Origin of the sequence: Actinosynnema sp. NPDC050436, assembly GCF_040655415.1 — a bacterium.
Classification (GTDB): Bacteria; Actinomycetota; Actinomycetes; order Mycobacteriales; family Pseudonocardiaceae; genus Actinosynnema.
In genome coordinates this window covers 177,877-198,737 of the sequence record NZ_JBFAJV010000006.1, presented here as the reverse complement: position 1 = coordinate 198,737, position 20,861 = coordinate 177,877, and the positions used below count along the sequence as shown (strand labels likewise).

20 protein-coding genes are annotated in these 20,861 nt (G+C 72.8%); 10 read left to right on the top strand and 10 right to left on the bottom strand.

Going from position 1 to position 20,861, the window contains the following annotated elements; genetic code table 11:
• Positions 1-98: 98 nt before the first annotated feature.
• Together AB0I60_RS17760 and AB0I60_RS17755 are read right to left on the bottom strand one after the other, a co-directional pair.
• A complete protein-coding gene (locus AB0I60_RS17760) occupies positions 99-1,763 on the bottom strand; it encodes a hypothetical protein (RefSeq protein WP_360731083.1) in 1,665 nt (554 codons plus the stop codon).
• 17 nt (positions 1,764-1,780) lie between these two features.
• Positions 1,781-2,272, bottom strand: coding sequence for a YbaB/EbfC family nucleoid-associated protein (locus tag AB0I60_RS17755; protein WP_360731081.1), 492 nt, complete (start codon positions 2,270-2,272; stop codon positions 1,781-1,783).
• A gap of 408 nt (positions 2,273-2,680) precedes the next feature.
• Here AB0I60_RS17755 and AB0I60_RS17750 point away from each other — a divergent pair, with 408 nt between their 5' ends.
• From AB0I60_RS17750 to AB0I60_RS17725, 6 genes are all read left to right on the top strand, one after another.
• Positions 2,681-3,820, top strand: coding sequence for a BMP family ABC transporter substrate-binding protein (locus AB0I60_RS17750; protein WP_360731353.1), 1,140 nt, complete (start codon positions 2,681-2,683; stop codon positions 3,818-3,820).
• Positions 3,821-3,904: 84 nt separating this feature from the next.
• Positions 3,905-5,467 (top strand): ABC transporter ATP-binding protein, encoded by a 1,563-nt coding sequence (locus tag AB0I60_RS17745; protein ID WP_360731079.1) that lies wholly within the window; start codon positions 3,905-3,907, stop codon positions 5,465-5,467.
• Complete coding sequence (locus tag AB0I60_RS17740) at positions 5,467-6,534, top strand: ABC transporter permease (RefSeq protein ID WP_360731077.1); 1,068 nt, start codon at positions 5,467-5,469, stop codon at positions 6,532-6,534. Before AB0I60_RS17745 ends, AB0I60_RS17740 begins: the two co-directional genes overlap by 1 nt.
• Before the next feature lie 73 nt (positions 6,535-6,607).
• Positions 6,608-7,873, top strand: coding sequence for an ABC transporter permease (locus AB0I60_RS17735; protein WP_360731076.1), 1,266 nt, complete (start codon positions 6,608-6,610; stop codon positions 7,871-7,873).
• The gene (locus AB0I60_RS17730; RefSeq protein ID WP_360731074.1) at positions 7,866-8,255 is read left to right on the top strand and encodes a cytidine deaminase; all 390 of its coding nucleotides are present in this window, start codon (positions 7,866-7,868) and stop codon (positions 8,253-8,255) included. The genes AB0I60_RS17735 and AB0I60_RS17730 overlap by 8 nt, the downstream gene beginning before the upstream one ends.
• Positions 8,252-9,526 carry a thymidine phosphorylase gene (locus tag AB0I60_RS17725; RefSeq protein WP_360731073.1) on the top strand — a complete coding sequence of 425 codons (1,275 nt, stop codon included), beginning with the start codon at positions 8,252-8,254 and terminating at the stop codon, positions 9,524-9,526. Before AB0I60_RS17730 ends, AB0I60_RS17725 begins: the two co-directional genes overlap by 4 nt.
• Positions 9,527-9,937: 411 nt before the next feature.
• Here AB0I60_RS17725 and AB0I60_RS17720 read toward each other — a convergent pair whose 3' ends face one another.
• Positions 9,938-11,212, bottom strand: a complete 1,275-nt coding sequence (locus tag AB0I60_RS17720; RefSeq protein WP_360731071.1) for a hypothetical protein — start codon at positions 11,210-11,212, stop codon at positions 9,938-9,940.
• Positions 11,213-11,611: 399 nt separating this feature from the next.
• Between AB0I60_RS17720 and AB0I60_RS17715 the strand changes: the two genes are divergently transcribed.
• Complete coding sequence (locus AB0I60_RS17715; protein ID WP_360731069.1) at positions 11,612-12,676, top strand: adenosine deaminase; 1,065 nt, start codon at positions 11,612-11,614, stop codon at positions 12,674-12,676.
• Between the two features lie 57 nt (positions 12,677-12,733).
• Here AB0I60_RS17715 and AB0I60_RS17710 read toward each other — a convergent pair whose 3' ends face one another.
• The 5 genes from AB0I60_RS17710 to AB0I60_RS17690 form a co-directional block, all read right to left on the bottom strand.
• Positions 12,734-13,945: a primosomal protein gene (locus AB0I60_RS17710; protein ID WP_360731067.1), complete on the bottom strand. Its 1,212-nt coding sequence runs from the start codon at positions 13,943-13,945 to the stop codon at positions 12,734-12,736.
• Between the two features lie 66 nt (positions 13,946-14,011).
• Positions 14,012-14,677, bottom strand: coding sequence for a YbaB/EbfC family nucleoid-associated protein (locus AB0I60_RS17705; RefSeq protein ID WP_360731065.1), 666 nt, complete (start codon positions 14,675-14,677; stop codon positions 14,012-14,014).
• Complete coding sequence (locus AB0I60_RS17700) at positions 14,674-15,060, bottom strand: hypothetical protein (protein ID WP_360731064.1); 387 nt, start codon at positions 15,058-15,060, stop codon at positions 14,674-14,676. Before AB0I60_RS17700 ends, AB0I60_RS17705 begins: the two co-directional genes overlap by 4 nt.
• A 4-nt stretch (positions 15,061-15,064) precedes the next feature.
• Positions 15,065-16,231 carry a C40 family peptidase gene (locus tag AB0I60_RS17695; protein WP_360731062.1) on the bottom strand — a complete coding sequence of 389 codons (1,167 nt, stop codon included), beginning with the start codon at positions 16,229-16,231 and terminating at the stop codon, positions 15,065-15,067.
• Position 16,232: 1 nt separating this feature from the next.
• Positions 16,233-16,556 carry a hypothetical protein gene (locus AB0I60_RS17690; RefSeq protein WP_360731060.1) on the bottom strand — a complete coding sequence of 108 codons (324 nt, stop codon included), beginning with the start codon at positions 16,554-16,556 and terminating at the stop codon, positions 16,233-16,235.
• Between the two features lie 132 nt (positions 16,557-16,688).
• Here AB0I60_RS17690 and AB0I60_RS17685 point away from each other — a divergent pair, with 132 nt between their 5' ends.
• The 3 genes from AB0I60_RS17685 to AB0I60_RS17675 all read left to right on the top strand — a co-directional run bounded on the left by AB0I60_RS17685 (position 16,689) and on the right by AB0I60_RS17675 (position 18,515).
• The gene (locus tag AB0I60_RS17685) at positions 16,689-17,255 is read left to right on the top strand and encodes an SMI1/KNR4 family protein (RefSeq protein WP_360731059.1); all 567 of its coding nucleotides are present in this window, start codon (positions 16,689-16,691) and stop codon (positions 17,253-17,255) included.
• A 94-nt stretch (positions 17,256-17,349) separates the two neighbouring features.
• Entirely contained in the window at positions 17,350-17,940 is a 591-nt protein-coding gene (locus AB0I60_RS17680; protein WP_360731057.1) for a type II toxin-antitoxin system antitoxin SocA domain-containing protein, read from the top strand.
• Positions 17,937-18,515, top strand: a complete 579-nt coding sequence (locus AB0I60_RS17675) for a Fic family protein (RefSeq protein ID WP_360731056.1) — start codon at positions 17,937-17,939, stop codon at positions 18,513-18,515. Before AB0I60_RS17680 ends, AB0I60_RS17675 begins: the two co-directional genes overlap by 4 nt.
• 57 nt (positions 18,516-18,572) lie before the next feature.
• On the opposite strand, the gene AB0I60_RS17670 is transcribed toward AB0I60_RS17675, so the two are convergent.
• Together AB0I60_RS17670 and AB0I60_RS17665 are read right to left on the bottom strand one after the other, a co-directional pair.
• Complete coding sequence (locus tag AB0I60_RS17670) at positions 18,573-19,439, bottom strand: aldehyde dehydrogenase family protein (protein ID WP_360731055.1); 867 nt, start codon at positions 19,437-19,439, stop codon at positions 18,573-18,575.
• Positions 19,432-20,859 (bottom strand): aldehyde dehydrogenase family protein, encoded by a 1,428-nt coding sequence (locus AB0I60_RS17665; RefSeq protein ID WP_360731053.1) that lies wholly within the window; start codon positions 20,857-20,859, stop codon positions 19,432-19,434. The genes AB0I60_RS17670 and AB0I60_RS17665 overlap by 8 nt, the downstream gene beginning before the upstream one ends.
• Positions 20,860-20,861: the final 2 nt, after the last annotated feature.

Genomic DNA, 20,861 nt, shown 5'->3' with positions numbered 1-20,861 from the left:
GTCGGGCCGGGGGACGGCGACGGGCCCGGGTTCGGTCCACCGGGGTTCTTGGGAGCCATGGGGGTTTCTCCGGACGGCTGGGACGCCGACGCGAGCGGCTAGGCGTGCGTCTTGGGCGAGTCGGTCGAGGGTGACTGGCCGGACTTGTTGTCGTACTTGGCCTTGTAGTCGTTGTACGAGGACTTCGCCGCCTCGCCGGACGCCTTCGCCTCGTTGGCGGCGGCCTCGGCGCGCTTGCCCGCCGCCTCGGCCTCGTCGGAGGCGCGCTTCGCGGCGGCGATGTCGGCCTCGCTGCCGGACGCGAACGCCCGGGCGTTGGCCTCGGCGGCCTTGGCGTTGGCGTCGGTGAAGTCGGCGTTGGCCCGCTCGTACTTGGCGTTCGCCTGCTTCGCCGCGTCGTTCTTGGCGCTCAGGTCCTGCTCGGCGGCGGTCCGCCCCGGGTCGCTCGGGCCGGGGTTGTCCTTCTTGTACTCGTCGTACGCCTTCTTGGACGCCTCGTCGGTCGGCTTGGTGGCGTCCAGCGCGTCGTTCGACCGCTTCGACGCGTCGGCCAGGTCGCGGGCTTCCTTGGCCGAGTGCTCGGCCGCCTTCGCCGCGTCCGCGCGGGCCGCGTCCGCTTCGGCCTTGGCCGCGTCGTACTTCGCCTTGGCCTGGTCGAACGCCGCCTGGTCGCCGGACGCCGCCGCCCGGTTCACCTCGTCGGCCGCCGCGTTGGCCCTCTTGTTCGCCTCGGCCGCCCGGTCGGACTTCTCCTTGAGCTGCTCGTTGGCGGTCTTGAGCTCGTCGGCTTCCTTCTGCTCGTCCTTCTTGGCGTCCTCGTACTTCTTGTTGGCCGCCTCGGCGTCCTTGTTGACCTTGTCCAGCTTGTCCTGGGCGTCGTCGTCCTTCAGGCCCTGGTCGATCTTCTTGTTCACGTCGTCCTGGGCCTTGTAGCCCTCCCAGCCGATCTCGCCGACATCGGCGATGTTCTCGAACCGGTCCCAGCCCTTGCCGATCTTCTTGACGACGTCGTCCAGCTTGCCGATCCGCACCATGTTCCGGGACAGCGCCGCGACCAGGCGCGCGATGCGCGAGGCGATGTTGGTGGCCAGCGCGATGCCCCGGCCGACCGCGTAGCTGATGAAGCCCGCGATGGACGCGCCGATGGTCGGGATGGCCAGCGCGGCGGCGGCCAGCGCGCCGGCCAGCAGCGAGCCGAGGAACTGGGCGATCATGTCGCGCACGATGTCGCGCAGGACCTGCACGAGCATCCCGCACACCGCGACGATCTTGGCCTTGGTCTCGATCGCGCCGGCCATGTCGTCGAGCTCTTTGCCCATCGCGTCCATGCTGGCCTTGAACCGCTCGGACGCCTGCCCGGTCCACCCGTCGAACGTGGCCAGGCCCTGCTTGTGGTCCTGGGCCAGCACGCGCATCTCGACGGCCTGCTTCTTGGTGGCCTCGACGTTGGCGTTGATGTCGTCCGGGTCGCCCATCAGCTTGTCCAGTCCCTCGCGGATGAACGTGATGTGCTCGATCAGCCACCCGATGCCCGCGCCGAGGATGCTGCCGAACGGGTCCGTCACGAACATCGCCACCGACGACGCCGCGCCGATCGCGTTGAACGTGATGTCGAGGACGCGCTCGGTCTCGGACTCGGCGTCCTTGCCGATGGAGTCGATCAGGCCGTCGAACGCCTCGACGAACAACGAGCCCTTGAACTTGTTCTCCTCGGTGATCTCCATCCCGGGAGGCGACGCGATCGGCGTTTCGGGGGCGGTCATGACGTGGCCTTCCTAGGTCACCAGGGCTGGATGTCGTCGTCGTCCTCGTCGTCGCGGCGCGGTGGCCGGGCGGCGGCCGGGCGCGGCTGGGCGACGGGCTGGGGGCGGACGGGCGGGCGCGGCGGCGCGGGCTCGGGCTCCGGGTCGTGGTCGTCCACGTCGTCCGGCTCCTGGCCGTGGGCGATCGAGTCCAGGACGACCCGCATCGCCTCGGTGCCGTCACCCATCGGGGCGAACGCCTCCACGACCTTGGCCGAGGCGACCTGCTGCGCGGCGCGGGCGGTGCCCAGGATGAGCGCGGTGAGCCGGGCCGGGCCCAGGTCGCACGCGCGGTGGCCGAGTTCCAGGCCGAGCAGCCCGCCGTTCGGCCCGACGGTGACCTTCACCGCGCCGTCCGGGCTGGTGGCGGTGCCGGTGGCGGCGGCGAGGCCCTCCTGGAGCTCGTCCGACTTCTGCTTCAGGTCGGCCAGGCGCGACTCGTAGTCGTCCAGCCACTGCCGGGGGTCCAACGCTGCCTCCTGGGGTGGATACCGATGCACCCTGGAGTTCACCGAACGTCGCCAACGCCGGCCCAACGCCCCACCAACGGGCGACCCGTCCCCCCAATGGCCGACCCGCACCACCACGGCCGACGCCACGCCCGTCCGGCGGTCCGCCGTGCGGACCCCCGAACTCCTCCGTCACGCCGCCGAGCCGACCCGTCACCTGCCGTCACATCCCGTGCTCCAGCCGCCTCCTTGTGACGAATCTCGCGCCCCCACCAGCACCTCTATCGACACCATTCGGTCACGCGCGGGCCGGTACGCGCGCAGTCGTCGTTACCACGGGGTACGGTTCGCCCCTCGGAGCCCCGACGACGCGGTCGGGGAGTTTGTCTGCTCTGTGAGCAGGGAGGGAGACGAGCCGTGCGTCGTCGAATGCGTGGCATCGCGGTGGCCGCGATCGCGCTGACCAGCGTTCTGTCGATGGCCGCCTGCGCCAAGGACAGCGGTGGTGGCAGCAACACCGGTGGCAGCACCGGCAACGCCTCCGGTGGCTGCAAGCTGGCGGACAAGCCGCCGGCCGCCGCCGGGACCACCACCAGCTCCGCCGCCGGCGACAAGGTGGACGGCAGCGCCCTCAAGGTCGGCTTGGCCTACGACATCGGTGGGCGCGGCGACGCGTCGTTCAACGACTCCGCCGCCGCCGGCCTGGACAAGGCGAAGGCCGAGCTCGGCATCAGCGAGGTCAAGGAGCTCACGGCCGCTCCGAACGAGGCCGAGGACGCCAAGCAGACCCGGTTGCGCCAGCTCGCCGGCGAGGGCTTCAACCCGGTCATCGGCGTCGGCTTCGCCTACGCGGAGTCTTTGAAGGTCGTCGCGCCGGAGTTCCCGAACGTCAAGTTCGCCATCGTGGACGGCGCGGTCGAGGGCGCGACCAACGTGACGCCGCTGGTGTTCGCCGAGGAGCAGGGCTCCTTCCTGGCGGGCGTGATCGCCGCCTACCAGTCCAAGAACTGCCACGTCGGCTTCGTCGGCGGCGTGAAGATCCCGCTGATCCAGAAGTTCGACGCCGGCTTCGAGCAGGGCGCCAAGGCCGCCGCGCCGGACATCAAGATCGAGAAGAAGTACCTGACCCCGGCCGGCGACTTCACCGGTTTCCAGGACCCGACCAAGGGCCAGGAAGCCGCCCAGGGCCAGATCGAGGCCGGTACCGACGTGCTCTACCACGCCGCCGGCGCGTCCGGCAAGGGCGTGTTCTCGGCCGCCAAGACGGCGAACGTCAAGGCGATCGGCGTCGACTCCGACCAGTACAACCAGGCCACCGTCGCCGAGTCCAAGGACGTGATCATCTCGTCCATGCTCAAGCGCGTCGACGTCGCGGTGTACGACTTCGTCCGGGCGGTCGCCAAGAACGACCTGGCCAACCTGCCGAAGGTGTTCGACCTGAAGGTCGACGGCGTCGGCTACGCCACGTCCGGCGGCAAGATCGACAACGACCTGAAGGCCGTGCTCGACGGCTACAAGGCGCAGATCATCGAGGGCAAGATCACGGTCTCGGACAAGCCGACCAGCTGATCCGGCCGCACCGCACTGGGCCTCGCGAGCTGCTCGCGAGGCCCTTGCGCGGTTTTTGACCCCGGTCCCCGTACGGAGCCCCCCATGAGCACCAACACCCCTGCCGACGACGTGGCACCCGCCGTCGTCCTGTCGGGCATCACGAAGCGTTTCCCCGGTGTGGTCGCCAACAGCGACGTGCACCTGACCGTGCGCGCCGGCGAGGTGCACGCGCTGTGCGGTGAGAACGGCGCGGGCAAGTCCACGCTGATGAAGATCCTCTACGGGATGCAGCAGCCCGACGAGGGCACCATCGAGGTCGCCGGCGAGCAGGTCCGGTTCAAGTCCCCGGCGGACGCCATCAAGGCCGGCATCGGCATGGTCCACCAGCACTTCATGCTGGCCGACAACCTGACCGTGCAGGAGAACGTCGTGCTCGGCGCGGAAGCGCTGCACGGCATCGGCGGCCGGGCCCGCAAGGTCATCCAGGGCCTGGCCGCGTCCACCGGCCTCACCGTCGACCCCGGTGTGCTGGTCGAGCGCCTCGGCGTGGCCGACCGCCAGCGGGTGGAGATCCTCAAGGTGCTCTACCGGGGTGCCCGGGTGGTGATCCTGGACGAGCCCACGGCCGTGCTGGTGCCGCAGGAGGTGGACGAGCTGTTCGCCACCCTGCGCGGGATGCAGCAGCAGGGCTTCACGTTCCTGTTCATCTCGCACAAGCTGGACGAGGTGCGCGCGATCGCCGACTCGGTCACCGTGATCCGGCGCGGCACCACGGTCGGCACCGCCGACCCGAGAGCGGTCAGCTCCCGCCAGCTCGCGGAGATGATGGTGGGCAGCGAGCTGCCCGACCCGGAGACCCGCGAGTCCACCGTCACCGACGAGGTCGTGCTGCGCGTGGAGGGGCTGGGCCTGGTCGCCGAGGAGGGCACCCGCCCGGTGCTCGACGGCATCGACCTGGTCGTGCGGTCCGGCGAGGTGGTCGGCATCGCGGGCGTCGAGGGCAACGGGCAGACCGAACTGGTCGAGACGATCATGGGGATGCGGAAGGCGCACCACGGCCACGTGCTGCTCGCCGGCCGCGACCTGACCAGGCTGGGCACGCTGGCCCGGCGCGAGGCGGGCATCGGGTACGTGCCGGAGGACCGCCACCGCCAGGGCCTGCTGCTGACCCAGCCGCTGTGGGCCAACCGCATCCTGGGCCACCAGACCCGCGAGCCCGTCGCGAAGGGCGCGTGGCTGGACCTGGCCGGCGCGAAGCAGGACACCCGCCGGATCGTCGAGGAGTTCGACGTCCGCACGCCCGGCATCGACGTGCCCGCCGCCGCCCTGTCCGGCGGCAACCAGCAGAAGCTGGTGGTGGGCCGCGAGCTGTCCGGTGACCCGGTGCTGCTCATCGCCTCGCACCCGACGCGGGGCGTGGACGTCGGCGCGCAGGCGCTGATCTGGGACGAGATCAAGAACGCGCGGGCGCGCGGCCTGGCCGTGCTGCTCGTCTCCGCCGACCTGGACGAGCTGATCGGCCTGTCGGACACGATCAAGGTGATGCTGCGCGGCCGGCTGGTCGCCGACGCGGACCCGGCCTCGGTCACGCCGGAGGACCTGGGCAGCGCGATGACGGGCGCGGGCGCGACGAGCGCCGCCGTCGCGGAACTGGAAGGCGAGTAATGGGAATCCTGCGCGGCAAGCTGCTGCCGCCCGCACTGGCGATCCTGTTCTCCGCACTGCTGTGCGGCATCGCGCTGGTGGTGTCCGGCGCGAACCCGGCCAGGGCGTTCGGCGCGATGGTGTCGCAGGTCGGCGAGGGCACGACCGCCGTCGACATCGTCAACAGCACCGGCACCTACTACATCGCGGCGCTCGCGGTGGCCATCGGGTTCCAGATGAACCTGTTCAACATCGGCGTCGAGGGCCAGTACCGGGTCGCGGCCGTGGTCGCGGCGGTGGTCGGCGGCTCGATCGCGCTGCCGCCCGGCCTGCACGCGCTGGTGATCATCCTGGTGGCGGCGCTGGTCGGTGCGCTGTGGGCCGCGGTCCCGGCGGTGCTCAAGGTGACGCGCGGCGTGAACGAGGTCATCTCCACGATCATGATGAACGGCCTGGCGCTCGGCCTGGCCGCGTACCTGATCGGCGAGGACGTCTTCGGTGAGCTGCGGGGCAACAACATCCGCACGCCGGAGATCCCGGAGAGCGGCTGGGTGCCGGGCATCCCGCTCGGCTCGTCCGGCACGGTGTTCGGCCTGGTCTTCCTGGCCGCGCTGCTGGGCGTCGGCTACTGGGTGATGATGAACCGGACCCGGTTCGGCTTCGAGCTGAAGGCGTCCGGCGAGTCCGCGACGGCCGCCGCCGCCGGTGGCGTGAGCGCGAAGAAGATGGTGCTGATCGCCATGCTGCTCTCCGGCGGCATCGCGGGTCTGGTGTCGATGCCGGAGATCCTCGGCCGCGACCACACCTACAACCTGAACTTCCCGGCGGGCCTGGGCTTCTCCGGCATCGCGATCGCCCTGCTGGGCCGCAACCACCCCGGCGGGATCGCGTTCGGCGCGCTGCTCTGGGCGTTCCTGGACAAGTCGGGCCTGGCGCTGGACAACGTCGGCGTGCCGAGGGAGATCGTGACGATCATGCAGGGTGCGATCGTGCTGTCGGTCGTCGTCGCGTACGAGGTGGTGCGGCGGTTCGAGCTGGCCGCTGAGCAGCGCCGGGTCGGTAAGGAGTTGGGGACGGTGTCGGCGTGAGCGAGCTTGCGAGCGAACCATTGAACACAGTGTTCTGTGCTCCTGAAACGGCGAGCGCCGGCGAGGCGGCATCATGAGCACGTCGTTGATGAACCCGTCCGAGGCGCCGTCGACCGTTCCGCCGCCTCGGAAAGCCCGGAAGATCCCCGGCTGGCTGGTCGGGGTGATCGGGGTCGCGGGCGCGGTCGTGCTGCTGTCCACGACGTCGTACCTGACCGACGTCCCGCAGCTGACCTCGACCGGCACCATCCAGACCGCCGTGCGGCTGGCGCTGCCGATCCTGCTGGCCGGCCTCGGCGGGTTGTGGGCGGAGCGCGCGGGCGTGGTGAACATCGGCCTCGAAGGCATGATGATCCTGGGCACGTGGGGCGCCGCCTGGGCGGGCTACCAGTGGGGGCCGTGGGCCGCGCTGCTGTCCGCCGCCGTGTTCGGCGCGCTGGGCGGCCTGCTGCACGCGATCGCCACCGTGTCGTTCGGCGTCAACCACATCGTGTCCGGTGTGGCGATCAACCTGCTCGGCGCGGGCGTCACCAAGTACCTGTCCACGCTGATCTTCTTCCCGCTGTCGCACAACCCGCGCGAGTCGCCGGCGGTGCCGAAGTTCGACACGTACTCCGCGCCCGGCATCTCCGACTGGCTGGGCGACCTGGAGGCGCAGCAGCGGGTGGGGCTGTCCGACGTGGCGGGCATCCTGCGCGGCCTGGTCACCGGCGTCTCGCCGCTGACCATGCTCGCCATCGCGCTGGTGGTCGGCAGCTACCTGCTGCTCTGGCGGACCCGGTTCGGCCTGCGGCTGCGCTCCTGCGGAGAGAACCCGGTGGCCGCCGAGTCGCTGGGCGTCAACGTCTACCGGCACAAGTACCTCGCCGTCATCGCCTCCGGCGCGCTGGCCGGCATCGGCGGCGCGGCCCTGGTGCTCAACCCCGGCCAGCCCGGCTACCTGGAGGGCCAGACCAACGGCCGGGGCTTCATCGGCCTCGCCGCGATGATCTTCGGCAACTGGCGGCCGGGCGGCCTGCTCGGCGGCGCGGCGCTGTTCGGCTACGCGGACGGCCTCCAGCTCCGCAGCGGCGGCAAGACCTTCCTCGCCCTGATCTACGGCGCGGTCCTGCTGCTCGGCGTGCTGGTGATCTGGCAGTTGGTGCGCCGGCGCTGGTTCGCGGCTGCGGGCGGGATCGTCGCCGCCGTCGCGCTCTACGCCGTGTACTACAGCGTCGACGAGGTGCCGAGCGAGCTGACCACCTACGCGCCGCACCTGGTCACGCTGATCGTGCTCGCCGTCGCGTCCCAGCGGTTGCGGATGCCGGCGGCCGACGGGGTGGTGTACCGCCGTGGTTGACGTCGACTGGGACGACCTGCGCGCACGTGCCGTCGAAGCCGCCCGTTCGGCCTACAGCCCGTACTCCGGGCTCCAGGTCGGGTCGGCGGCGGTGTGCGACGACGGCCGGGTCGTCCTGGGCTGCAACGTGGAGAACGCGTCGTACGGCGTCGGCATGTGCGCCGAGTGCACCATGGCGGGCCAGCTCCGGCTGACCGGCGGCGGCCGGTTCGTGGCCGTCGCGTGCCGCAGCGGTGCCGGCGAGCTGCTGATGCCGTGCGGGCGCTGCCGGCAGGTGCTCTACGAGCTGGGCGGTCCCGACTGCCTGGTCGACACGCCGGCCGGCGTGCTGCCGATGACCCGCGTGCTGCCCGACGCGTTCGGACCGGAGGACCTGCCATGACGCACACCGCAGTCGACGTGATCCGGGCCAAGCGGGACCGGGCAGCCCTGTCCGACGCCCAGATCGACTGGGTGGTCGACGCCTACACCAGGGGCCTGGTCGCCGACGAGCAGATGTCGGCGCTCGCCATGGCGATCTACCTCAACGGCATGGACGACCGCGAGACGGCCCGCTGGACGCGCGCGATGGTGCGCTCGGGCGAGTCGCTCGCGCTCGACGTCGGCCGCCCGACCGTGGACAAGCACTCGACCGGCGGTGTCGGGGACAAGATCACCCTCCCGCTGGCCCCGCTGGTGGCGGCGTGCGGCGCGGCGGTGCCGCAGCTCTCCGGGCGCGGCCTCGGCCACACCGGCGGCACGCTGGACAAGCTGGAGTCCGTGCCCGGCTGGCGCGCGCAACTGTCCGTGGACGAGGTCACCGCCCAGTTGCGGGACGTCGGCGCGGTGATCTGCGCGGCGACCACCGGGCTGGCCCCGGCGGACCGGAAGCTCTACGCGCTGCGGGACGTGACGGGGACGGTCGAGGCCATCCCGCTCATCGCCAGCTCGATCATGTCCAAGAAGATCGCCGAGGGTGCCGGGGCGCTGGTGCTGGACGTGAAGGTCGGGTCCGGCGCGTTCATGAAGACCGAGGAGCAGGCGCGGGCCCTGGCGCGGGCCCTGGTGTCGATCGGCGTGGACCACGGGTTGCAGGTCTCCGCCCTGCTGACCGACATGTCGGTGCCGCTGGGCCGCGCGGTCGGCAACGCCGTCGAGGTGGCCGAGTCGGTCGAGGTGCTGCGCGGCGGCGGGCCCGCCGACGTGGTGGAGCTGACCGTCGCGCTGGCCCGCGAGATGCTCGACCGCGCCGGGGTCGACGCCGACCCGGCGGCGGTGCTGGCGTCCGGCGAGGCGTACGAGACGTGGGCCCGGATGATCCGCGCGCAGGGCGGCGACCCGGAGGCCGAGCTGCCGGTCGGCGCGCACAAGCACGTCGTCACGGCACCGGCCGACGGCGTGCTGGTCGCGCTGGACGCCTACGCCGTGGGCGTCGCGGCGTGGCGGCTGGGCGCCGGCCGGGCGCGCAAGGAGGACCCGGTGCAGGCCGGTGCCGGCGTGCTGTGCCTGGCCAAGCCCGGCGACCGGGTGACCGGGGGGCAGCCGCTGCTGGAGCTGCGCACCGACACGCCGGACGCCGTCGCCGGCGCGCTGGCCGCGCTGGAGGGCGGGTACGCGGTCGGCGGCTCCGCGCCGGACCGCCCGCCGCTGGTGATCGACGTCCTGAGGGGCTGATGGCGTCAGGTTGTTGCCCGTTTTTGTCCGGTGTCGGGCGAACCGGTGAGCACAACGCCGGCGGGGCGTAGAACCGAGACATGCGAACTCTCGGTGTTCTGGTTCTGGTGCTGTTGGGGCTGTCGGGTCCCGTCGCGTCGGCTTCGGCGGACGGGCGGCAGTCCGGGGGAGTGGTCGGCGGGGTCCACCACGTGGTCGCGGGAGGGGCGGACGACCCGCTCCCTCCCGGCTCGTACCCGCACCGCCCGCGCCCCTAGCGCGCGGTCGGGCCGGTGCGCGCGCACCCGGCCCGGCGTCCCGGCCCGCCCGGGTCGACGGGTCGAGGCCCGCGCCGGGGAAGCGGGCGGACCGGTCCGCACGCGGAAGAGCCCGGCTCCCCCCGAAGGAGGAGCCGGGCTCTCGGCGTGACGGTCAGGCGCCCTCGGCGGCCAGGTCGTCGTCGTCCACGGCGCGGTTGTCCGGGCCCTTCGGGCCGTTCTTGCGGGTGCGCCGCTGCGGGCGGGGCAGCGCGGTGGGCGGCGGGGGCGGGGTGGGCGAGCCGCCACCGAGGATCAGCTCGGCGAAGGTCGCCATGGCCTCGTCCAGCTGGCCGCCGATGCGCAGCTCCGACTCCTGGTTGCTCTTGCGCACCATGGACGCCAGCGAGTCCGCGTCGGGCCGGGCCGCCACGGTCCCCTCGACCTTGGCGATGCCCTGCTCCACGACGCCGGACAGCTCGCCCAGGCGGGCCGCGAAGTCGTCCTCCACGGAGTCCAGCCGGGTGGTCATCGTGTCCAGGCGCGAGGTGACGCCCTCCAGGCGCTGCGCCAGCGCCTCCAGGCGGTCGGTCGCGTCGACCTGCTCGCGGGTCTCGTCCAGCGCGGCGTGCAGCGCCTCGCGGGCCTCGTCCAGCTTGCCGTGCACGGTGCTGCGGGTGTCGTCCAGCGACGCCGCGAGCGACTCGCGCGTCTCGTGCAGCGAGCCCGCCAGGCTCTCGCGGGTCTCGGCCACGGACGCGGCCAGCTTGTCGCGGGTCTCGGCGAGGGAGCCGGCCAGCGAGTCGCGGGTCGCGCCGAGGTCGTTGCGGGTCTCCTCGATGCGGCCGTGCAGCGAGGTCGACGAGTCGGTGACCGAGCGCTGCAACGCCTCGCGGGTGCCGTCGAGGTGCTCGTGCACGCCCTCGTCCACCTCGTCCAGGCGACCGCGCAGCGCGGCCTCCAACGCCTCGATGCGCTCGCGCAGCGGGCCGGTCACCGCCCCCGGCACGGTGTCGACCTTGTTGTCCTGCTTGTCGAGGTGGAGGTCCAGGTCGTCCAGGCGCTTGTGGATGTGGGAGAGCTTGTCCTCCAGCCCGTCCATCCGGCCCGCGACGCCCTCGAACCGGCCGGCGACGCCGTCCAGCCGGCCGTCGAGCTGGGCGAACGGCTTGGCCAGCTTGTCGACCAGGCCGTCCACGGCGCGGGTGATGCCCTGGACCGCGTTGTCCTGCGCCTCCAGGCGCGCGAGCGCCTCGTCCAGGCGTTCGGCCAGCACGCTGACCTCGGTCCGGTCGGGCAGCTCGGACAGGCGCTTGCGAACGGAACCCAGCGACTCCAGCGGGGACATCCGCGCGTGGATCTCGTCCAGTGCATCGAAGATCTGCTGCTGTTCGCTCTCACGGATCTCCGCGGCGCGCGTGAGCATGTTGCGCATCCGATCGAAGGACATCGTGGAGTTGTTGTTCTCGTTCACGGCGTTGAATGCCTTCGTCCAGGGGAGGGGAGACCTCCGGGAGCCTAATGGCGTCGGGGGTCGGGGCTGTACCACCCCCCGGCGCACACCCCCTGTCTCGGCCTTGCGCCTAGGCCGTTCGGGTTACGACGAACGACCCTACTCGACGGTAACCGACTGCGCACCTCCGAGCGCGTCCGGTGACGATCCGCCGGCCGGGTGACTCAAGTTCAGCGCCCGGTAGCGGAAAGTTCTGCATCACGAGTGCACAACGGCAGAATGGCCCTCCGAAGGGGTGGTTCCGGCCACAGCGGACGACTCCTGCGTGATCATATCGGCTCAAGATCAACCGGTTGCGGACCTGCCCCGGCGTGTCGCCGGTATACGGTGAGCCACATGCCTACCCCGCTTACCACGGAGGCCATCCGCAGCGCGCCGAAGGTGCTGCTGCACGACCACCTCGACGGTGGCCTCCGCCCCCGGACGGTGATCGAGCTCGCCGAGGCGTGCGGTCACCAGGGCCTGCCCACCACCGACCCGGGCGCGCTGGCCGACTGGTTCCGCGACAACGCCAACTCGGGCTCCCTGGTCCGGTACCTGGAGGGCTTCGCGCACACCTGCGGGGTGATGCAGGACGAGGCCGCGCTCGTCCGGGTCGCGTCCGAGGCCGCGCAGGACCTCGCCGCCGACGGCGTCGTGTACGCGGAGGTCCGCTACGCCCCCGAGCTGTTCACCGACAAGGGGCTCAGCCTGGAGCAGGCCGTCGAGGCCGTGCAGGAGGGCTTCCGCCTGGGCGAGGCCGAGTCCGGCAACCGGATCCGGGTCGGCACGCTGCTGTGCGCCATGCGGCAGAACGACGGCTGGCAGCGGATCGCCGACCTGGTCGTCCGGTACCGGGACGCGGGCGTGGTCGGGTTCGACATCGCCGGCCCCGAGCTGGGCTTCCCGGCCACCCGCGAGCTGTCCGCGTTCGAGTACCTGCGCCGGCAGAACGCGCACTTCACCATCCACGCCGGCGAGGCGGACGGTGCCGAGTCGATCCACCAGGCCGTGCAGTTCGCCGGCGCCGAGCGGCTCGGCCACGGCGTGCGGATCACCGAGGACATCCGGGGCGACGAGGTCGGCCACCTCGCGGCGTACGTCCGCGACCGCCGGATCGCGCTGGAGATGTGCCCGACCTCCAACGTGCAGACCGGCGCGGTCGCCTCGCTGGCCGAGCACCCGATCAAGCGGTTGGCCGACCTGGGTTTCCGGGTCACCGTCAACACCGACAACCGGCTGATGAGCGACTGCACGGCCACCGGCGAGCTGGAAGCCGTGGTGCGGCAGTTCGGCTTCGGCTGGGACGACCTGCGCGGGTTCGCGGTCAACGCCGCCAAGGCCGCGTTCCTGCCGCTGGACGAGCGCCGCGCGCTGATCCAGGACGTGATCGAGCCCGGCTACGCGGCACTCGCGCAGTAGCCGCGCAACGGCGGAGGGGGCGGGTTCCGAGGAACCCGCCCCCTCCGCCGTGCCCGCCTAGTGGACGTTCAGCCGGTCCTCGAACGACGCGACCAGCGCCCGCCACGCGGTGACCTCGGCCTCGTACGGCGCGCTCGGCGCGAGCCGCGTCGGGTCCGGCTTGAGCACGTAGGACACCAGCCAGCCCAGCGACTCGGACTGGTTGAGGGCGACCTTCACACCGTCGTCGCCGGCCCACTCGCCGGTGTCCTCCAGCAGCTCCACCGCGAGGTCGAGCTGCGTCGGGTCGACCGCGTCCGGGCCGTCCGAGATGTCCTCGTCCAAGCCGGTGAACACGTAGACGTTGTCCGGGTCGACCTCGACGTCCAGGTCGCCGCCGGTCGCCTTGACCACCAGCTCGCCCCAGGTCGACACGTCGGCCAGGTCGTTGCCCTCGGCCTCGACGATGAACCGGGACAGCGCGCGCGGCGAGCCGAACACGTCGATCCGGCCCTTGCGGCCCAGGAACAGCGGCTGGTCGTCCAGGTAGCAGCGCAGCGTGTAGTACTCGCCCGCGCCAGTGATGATCTTGATCGGGTCGATGCCGACCTCGCTCCAGAAGCCGACCGGCTCGGTGCCGTCCTCGTCGTCCTCCTCGGCGTCGTCCTCGTCGGCGACCGCGTTGGCCTCCTCGAAGGCGGCCAGCTCCTCCTGCGCGACCTTGAGGGCGTCGTCCTCGACGTCGGGGGTGGCGACCACCTCGTCGATCGCGTCCAGCACCTCGTCCCACTTCTCGGCGACGACCCGCGCCAGCTCGGTCCACAGCGCCTGGCCCTCGCGGCCGGTGAACGGCAGCGTGCCCTGCGGCAGCAGCGCGAAGCCCTCCGCCGAGTCCAGCACCTCGTGCACCTTGTCCAGCTCGCACACGTCGGCCAGCGAGCGCACGATCGACACCACGTCGGCCAGCTCGCCGATCACCCAGGTGTCGGGCTCCTCGGCCACCAGCTCCGGCACGCCCACCAGGTCGAACTGGTGGTTGTCGTCCGGCGACAGCTCGCCCACCGACAGGCCGGGCACCACGTGCCACGCCGGGTGGTCGGTCAGGTCGTGCTCCTCGGCCTTGCGCACGAACGCCGCCAGGTGGGCCGCGTCCGGGAAGGCGTACAGGTCTTCCTCGTGGCCGAGGAATGCCTCCCACTCCTCGCCCTCTTCCCGCCAGCGCGGGGCCCACAGGGTGACGACATCACCCTGGGTGAGCCCCAGCTCGATCGGGACGATGTCCTGTGCCATCCGTGCCTCCCGGTCACGCCAAGCCCCGTTGCCATGCGGGGGCAAGAGTACGGGGTGGAGCCGGCCCTACCGCCGTTGACCACGGAATGGGTCGGCGAAGAAGTCGTCGTCGTCGTCCTCGACGGGCGCGGCGGGGCGGGGACGCGCAGGCCGGGGCCCTCGCGGGCGTCCCGAGGACCACGGCGGCGCGGCCGGGGCCGGCGGTCCGGTTCCGGACGCCTGTCCGGAACCCGACGCGTCCCGGGAGCCCGGCGGCTGCCCGGGGTCGCGCTCGTCCCGCCGGTGCGCCGGCTGCCCGTGACCGGGCCGGCCGGGCGCGGTGCGCGGGTCTCCCGCGCCCGGCTGCCGGGAGGTGTCCCGGAGGTGCGCGGGCCGGTCGGAAGCCGTTGCGCCCCAGGCTTCTGCGGGGTCCGCCTGCCGGTGCAGCGGGGGCGGGCCGGCGAAGTCCTCGACGGCCATCGCCATGCTGTCGCCCAACGTCTTGGCCAGCTCGTTGTAGCCGGTCTGCACGGCCGCGTCGGTGGCCAGCCGGGCGGTCTCGGCGACCAGCCCGCCCACCGCGTCCGGGCCGTGCCCGAGCGCCGCCGGGTGCAGCCGCACGGACCGCAGCGCGCCCGCGGCGGACGCCGTCACGGTCACCAGGCCCGAGGGGTGCTCGGCCGTGGCGGTGACCCGGGACAGCAGGTCGGCGAGCCGGTCGGCGGCGGCGACCCGCTCCTCCTGGGCGCTCATCGCGGCCCCCTCAGGTACGTGGTCCCGAAGTCGTCCTCGGACTCGCCGCCGGGCGCGTCCGCCGGGAAGCCGATCTCGGCCAGCGCCCGCGCGGTCGCCGGGTCCACCAGCCGCGCCAGCGACCGGTGCATCCGGGCGGCGGCGTCCCGCGCGGCGCGCTCGGCGACCCGCACGATCTCCGCGCCCAGCGCGTCCGCGCCCATGGCCAGCGCGGCGGCCGAGACCCGGATCTCGGCGGGCGCCGCGCCGGGCGCGGTCACCACCGTCACCGCGCCGTCCGAAGAGGACGCCCGCCCGAGCACCGGCCCGGTGCCCGCCACGTGCCCGGACACCCGGGCCCCCAGCTCCGCGACCCGCCGGGCCGCGCGTGTCGTCTCGTCCACGTCCTCAGCCCGTCGGTCGGTAGAAGCCCAGGAAACCCATGCCGATGTTGCTGGTGCGGACCGGGTTCACCTGCACCGGGTCGCCCGCCTCCACCATCTGGCCGTTGCCGATCACCATCGCCACGTGCCCGTCCCACACCACCAGGTCGCCCGGCAGCAGCTGGTCCGGCGGCACGGACGCGCCCATCGCCTGCGACGACGCCGGGCGCGGGATGTCGAACCCGGCACCCCCGTACGCCCACTGGGTCAGGCCGGAGCAGTCCGTGCCCTGCGGCGGGTTCGCGCCACCCCACACGTACGGCGTGCCCAGCGCGGACAGCGCGTTGCGCACGGCCCGCGCGGCGGTCTCGTTGGGCGCTTCGGCGGAGCTGCCGTCCGGCAGGTTCACGCCCACGCCCGTGCCGGGCTGCGGCGGGATCGCCACCGGCAGCCGGGGCCCGGTCGCGCCACCACCACCACCGCCACCGCCGCTCCCGGAACCGCCACCGCCGCCGGACGAGCCGGACGAGCCGGCCGACCCTCCCGACGGGCCGCCGGGCGAGGACGGGTCGCGCCCGCCGCCGTCGTCCGCGCCCGACGTCGACGTGGTGCCGCCGGAATCCGCGCCCAGGGGGTCGCCGAGCCCGGCGAAGTCCGGCTTCTCCAAGCCCTGGAGCCGGGTGACCACCGCCGTCAGCTCGGTCCGGACGCGGTCCAGCTCCCGCGCCGACCGGCCCTCGTACTCGCGGGCCTTCGCCGTCACGTCGGCGGCCACCGCGAGCACCGCGCCGACCCCGCCGAACAGCGACGCCGCGACGGCGGCGGCGAGCCTCGGTTCGGCCCAGCCGGTGAACTCGTCGATCAGCCCCTGGATCGCCTTCCGGCCGCCGAGCACCGACTCCACCGCCGTGGTGGCGGCCGACTGCGTGGCGGTCGCGTTGCGCGCCAGCGTGCCCACGCCACCGGAGAACGCCGCGACCCGCTGCTGGAACGCGTTCGCGCGGTCGCCGTACCAGGTGCCGAGCACGGCGTTCGCCGCGCCGGTGTGCCGCCCGTCGATCTCGGTCAGCGCCGAGGAGGCCCGGCCGAAGGCGTCGGCCGCGCGCTGCGCGCCGCCCGTGTCGCCCTCCAGCTTCGCCAGGTCGGCCTTCATCGGGGCGACGAGGCCCGCCAGGAAACCCGCGACGTCCATCTCAGACCCGGTACGCCCGGCCGAAGTCGGCGCTGTTCTGCGCCTCCTGCTCCCGGTACGCCTCGCCGGTCTTCGACACCGCGCCGGCGAACGCCGACAGCCCGCTCGCCGCCGCCGCGACACCGTCCACTTGGGTCCGCGCGGCCTGGCCGAACGCCGCGCCCAGGCCGACCTCGTCGCCGATCACGCCGAAACTGCCCGCCGCGAGCGACGAGGTGCCGGACAACGTCGACGTGCCGACCTCGCCGACCTCGCCGGCCAACCCGGACGCCGTGCCGCTGTACGTCGACAGCGCGGCGAGGTCGACGCCGAAACCCCGTTCCACTGCATCCCCCTTGCGGATACGCCCTTCCGGGGGCGATCCTGCACCATCCAACGGCGGCAGGTGTGCCCTTTGGGGCAGATCCTCCCCTGATGGGCGGTACCCCGCGACGGCCGCGTACGTGATCATGGGTACGTGGGTGTTGTGCGCCATTGGGAGCGGATCCTGGCGTGGCTCGACCACCACGCCCCCTCGACCGGTTCGGCGTTCATCCCCAACGGGGACGACGCGGCGGTGGAGGCACTGTCGGTCGCGAGCGGCCTGGAGCCGCCCGAAGACCTGCGCGCGTGGTGGGCCGTGTGCGGGGGCACCGCCGCGCTCGCGTTCGCGGAGGTCCTGCCGCCGTTCTACACGCCGCTGGGCCCCCGGGACTCGCTGCGCTCGTGGCGGCTCAAGGAGCGGTTCTGGCCGCGCGACGTGGACACCGAGGCGGGCACCCCGACGGCCGGTTTCCACCCGAGGTGGCTGCCGATCGCGTTCGACGGCTGCGGCGACGCGCTCGCCGTCGACCTGCGGCCGGGCGTGCTGTCCGGCTGCGTGGTGGAGTGGGACCGCGAGCGCGGCGAGATGCTCAAGCCCGAGTGGACCGGCCTGGGCGAGATGCTCGACGAGGTCGCCACCGCGCTGGAGCACCGCAGCCGGATCGGGCACTGCGAGCCCCTGGTCACCGCCGACGGCCACCTGGGCTGGCGGACCACCTGAGCGGTCTTGGTCGCCGCGCGGAGCAGACGGGGGCGCGGCGTTCCGGTATCCTGGGGGCAACGGGTTGTCGCAGGTCAGCGGTCTTGGAGCGGGTATGGCGGACGTGCACGACGTGGCCGCGGCGGTGCTCGGCGCCACGGGGCCCGAATCGCCGATGAAGCTGCAGAAGCTGCTCTACTACGCACAGGCGTGGCACCTGGCCAGGTACGACGAACCGATGTTCGCCGCGCGCATCGAGGCGTGGCGGCGCGGCCCGGTGGTGCCCGAGGTGTACCTGCGGCACCGGGGCCAGACCGAGGTGGGCCCGTGGGACGAGGGCGACCCGGCCCGGCTGTCGGACCGGGAGCGCTCGGTGGTGCACGACGTGGTGCGGCGCTACGGCGGGTTCAGCCGCCACGAGCTCAGCGACATGGCGCACGCCGAGGAGCCGTGGCGCGACGCGCGCGGCGACCTGCCGGAGACCGAGCCCAGCACCGCCCCGCTGTCCAACCGGGTGATGGCCCGGTACTTCCGCCGGTTGACCAGCGCCCCCGAGGAGGCGTTCGCGGACGCGGTGGCGAGCGTGCGGCTGGAGGGCCTGGAGGTCCCCGAGGACACCCGGGCCACCATGCGGGCCGTCGCGGCGGGCGAGCTGACGATGGACGAGGCGATCGCGCGGGAGATCGAGGCCCTGCGCCGGTCGTGACCCCCGAAGACCCCTACGCGGACCCGGTCACCGGCGTCCTGCGCAACACCCTGGGCCTGACCGAGCGGCACGCGTGCGACGCGGCGGAGGCGCGGCTCAGCGCCCTGCGGATCGGGCAGTTGGAGATGAGCCCGCTGCCCGGGTTGTACGACCTGGCGCACCTGAGGGCGTTTCACCGGCACATCTTCGGCGACCTCTACCCGTGGGCGGGCGAGGTGCGACGGGTGGACATCGCGCGGACGGCGGCGTTCGCGCACTGGCGGCACATCGACTCGTACTCGGCCGACCTGTTCGGCGGGCTGCGCGCGGAACAGCACCTGGTGGGCCTGGGCCGCGAGGACTTCGGCGACCGGTTCACGCACTACTTCGCCGAGACCAACGCCCTGCACCCGTTCCGCGAGGGCAACGGCCGCGCGCAACGGGCGTTCTTCCGGCAGTTGGCGTTGCACGCGGGCTGGCAGGTGGACTTCGCGCTGGTGGACGCGGAGAAGTACGCGCGGGCGTGCCGGGAGAGCATGACCGGCTCCCCGGAGCCGCTGCGCGTCCTCCTGGACGCCGTGACCACCCCGGCCTGAACCCCACGGTGCCGGTCCGCCCGTGCCAGACCCCTGCTGCGTCAGACTCCGACTGGGTCAGACTCCTATGGGGTGCCAGACGGTCTTCATCTCCAGGAACGAGCGCAGCCGCGCGAGGTCGGGTTCGCGGGTGAAGTCCTCGGACGGCCGCGTGCGCGGCACCCGCTTCACCGTGCCCGCCGCCGACCGCTCCAGGTCCGCGCGCAGCGACTCCGGCGCACCGGTCAGGTCCAGGGCGTTCACGTCGGCGTGCGAGGCCAGCCAGGGCGCGATCTCCGCCGTGCGGCCGGTCAGCACGTTGACCACCCCGCCCGGCAGGTCGGACGTCGCCAGCACCTCGGACAGCGTCACCGCCGGCAGCGGCCGGTCCTGGGAGCTCACCACCACGGCCGTGTTCCCGCCCGCGACCACCGGCGCGACCACGCTGACCAGGCCCAGCAGCGAGGACTGCTGCGGCGCGAGCACCGCGACCACGCCGGTCGGCTCCGGCACCGAGAACGAGAAGTACGGGCCCGCCACCGGGTTCGACGAGCCCAGCACGGCGGCGACCTTGTCGGTCCACCCGGCGTACCAGACCCACCGGTCGATCGCCGCGTCCACCAGGGACTGGGCCTTCTTCACCGCGACGCCCTCGGCGGCGGCGACCTCCGCCGCGAACTGCTCGCGCCGGCCCTCCAGCACCTCGGCCACCCGGTACAGGACCTGTCCCCGGTTGTAGGCCGTCGCGCCGGACCACCCGCCGAACGCCTTGCGCGCCGCAGCGACGGCGTCCCGGGCGTCCTTGCGCGAGCCCTGGGCGGCGTTGGCCAGGAACGCGCCCTTGGCGTCGGTCACCGGGTACGACCGGCCCGACTCGGACCGGGGGAACGCCCCGCCGATGTAGAGCTTGTACGTCTTCGCCACGGCGATCCGGTTCTCAGACATCGAGGTACGCCTCCAGCCCCGTGCGACCGCCCTCGCGGCCGAAACCCGACTCCTGGTAGCCGCCGAACGGGGCGGTGGGGTCGAAGCGGTTGAACGTGTTCGCCCACACCACGCCGGCGCGCATCTTCTGCGCCGCCCACAGGATCCGGGAGCCCTTCTCGGTCCAGATGCCCGCCGACAGCCCGTAGGGCGTGTTGTTCGCCTTCGCCACGGCCTCGTCCGGCGTGCGGAAGGTGAGCACCGACAGCACCGGCCCGAAGATCTCCTCGCGGGCGATCCGCATCGCCTGCGACACGTTGGAGAACACCGTGGGCGCGAAGTAGAAGCCCTTGTCGGGCAGCGGGCACGACGACGTCCAGCGCTGCGCGCCCTCGGCCTCTCCGGACGCGGTCAGCTCCTGGATCTTCGCGAGCTGCTCGCGCGAGTTGATCGCGCCGACGTCGGTGTTCTTGTCCAGCGGGTCGCCCACCCGCAGCGTCGAGATCCGGGCCCGCAGCTTGTCCAGCAGCTCGTCGGCCACCGACTCCTGCACCAGCAGCCGGGAGCCCGCGCAGCACACGTGGCCCTGGTTGAAGAAGATGCCGTTGACGATGCCCTCGACGGCCTGGTCCAGCGGCGCGTCGTCGAACACGACGTTGGCCGCCTTGCCGCCCAGCTCCAGGGTGAGCTTCCGGCCGGTGCCCGCGAGCTGCCGCTGGATGGTCTTGCCGACCTCGGTGGAGCCGGTGAACGCGACCTTGTCCACGTCCGGGTGCGACACGACGGCCGCGCCGACGTCACCCGCGCCCGGGAGGATGTTGACCACGCCCGGCGGCAGGTCGGCCTGCTGGACGATCTCGGCGAGCACCAGCGCGGTCAGCGGCGTGGTCTCGGCGGGCTTGAGCACGACGGTGTTGCCGCACGCCAGCGCGGGCGCGATCTTCCACGCGGCCATCAGCAGCGGGAAGTTCCACGGGATCACCTGGCCCGCGACGCCCAGCGGTTTCGGGTCCGGGCCGAACCCCGCGTAGCCGAGCTTGTCGGCCCACCCGGCGTGGTGGAAGAAGTGCGCGGCGGCCGTGGGCACGTCGACGTCCCGCGACTCCTTGATCGGCTTGCCGTTGTCCAGCGTCTCCAGCACGGCCAGTTCCCGCGCGCGCTCCTGGACCAGCCGCGCGATGCGGAAGAGGTACTTGGCGCGCTCGGAGCCGGGCATCCGGCCCCAGACCCGGTCGTAGGCCCGGCGGGCGGCCTTGACCGCCTTGTCCACGTCGGCGGGCGCGGCCGTGGAGACCTCGGCCAGGACCTCCTCGGTGCCGGGGTTGACCGTCTTGAGCGGCTCGCCGCCGCCCTCGACGAACTGCCCGTCCACGAACATCCGGTAGTTCGGCTTGAGGTTGGCGATGTCGCGCGACTCGGGCGCGGGCGCGTATTCCCACATGG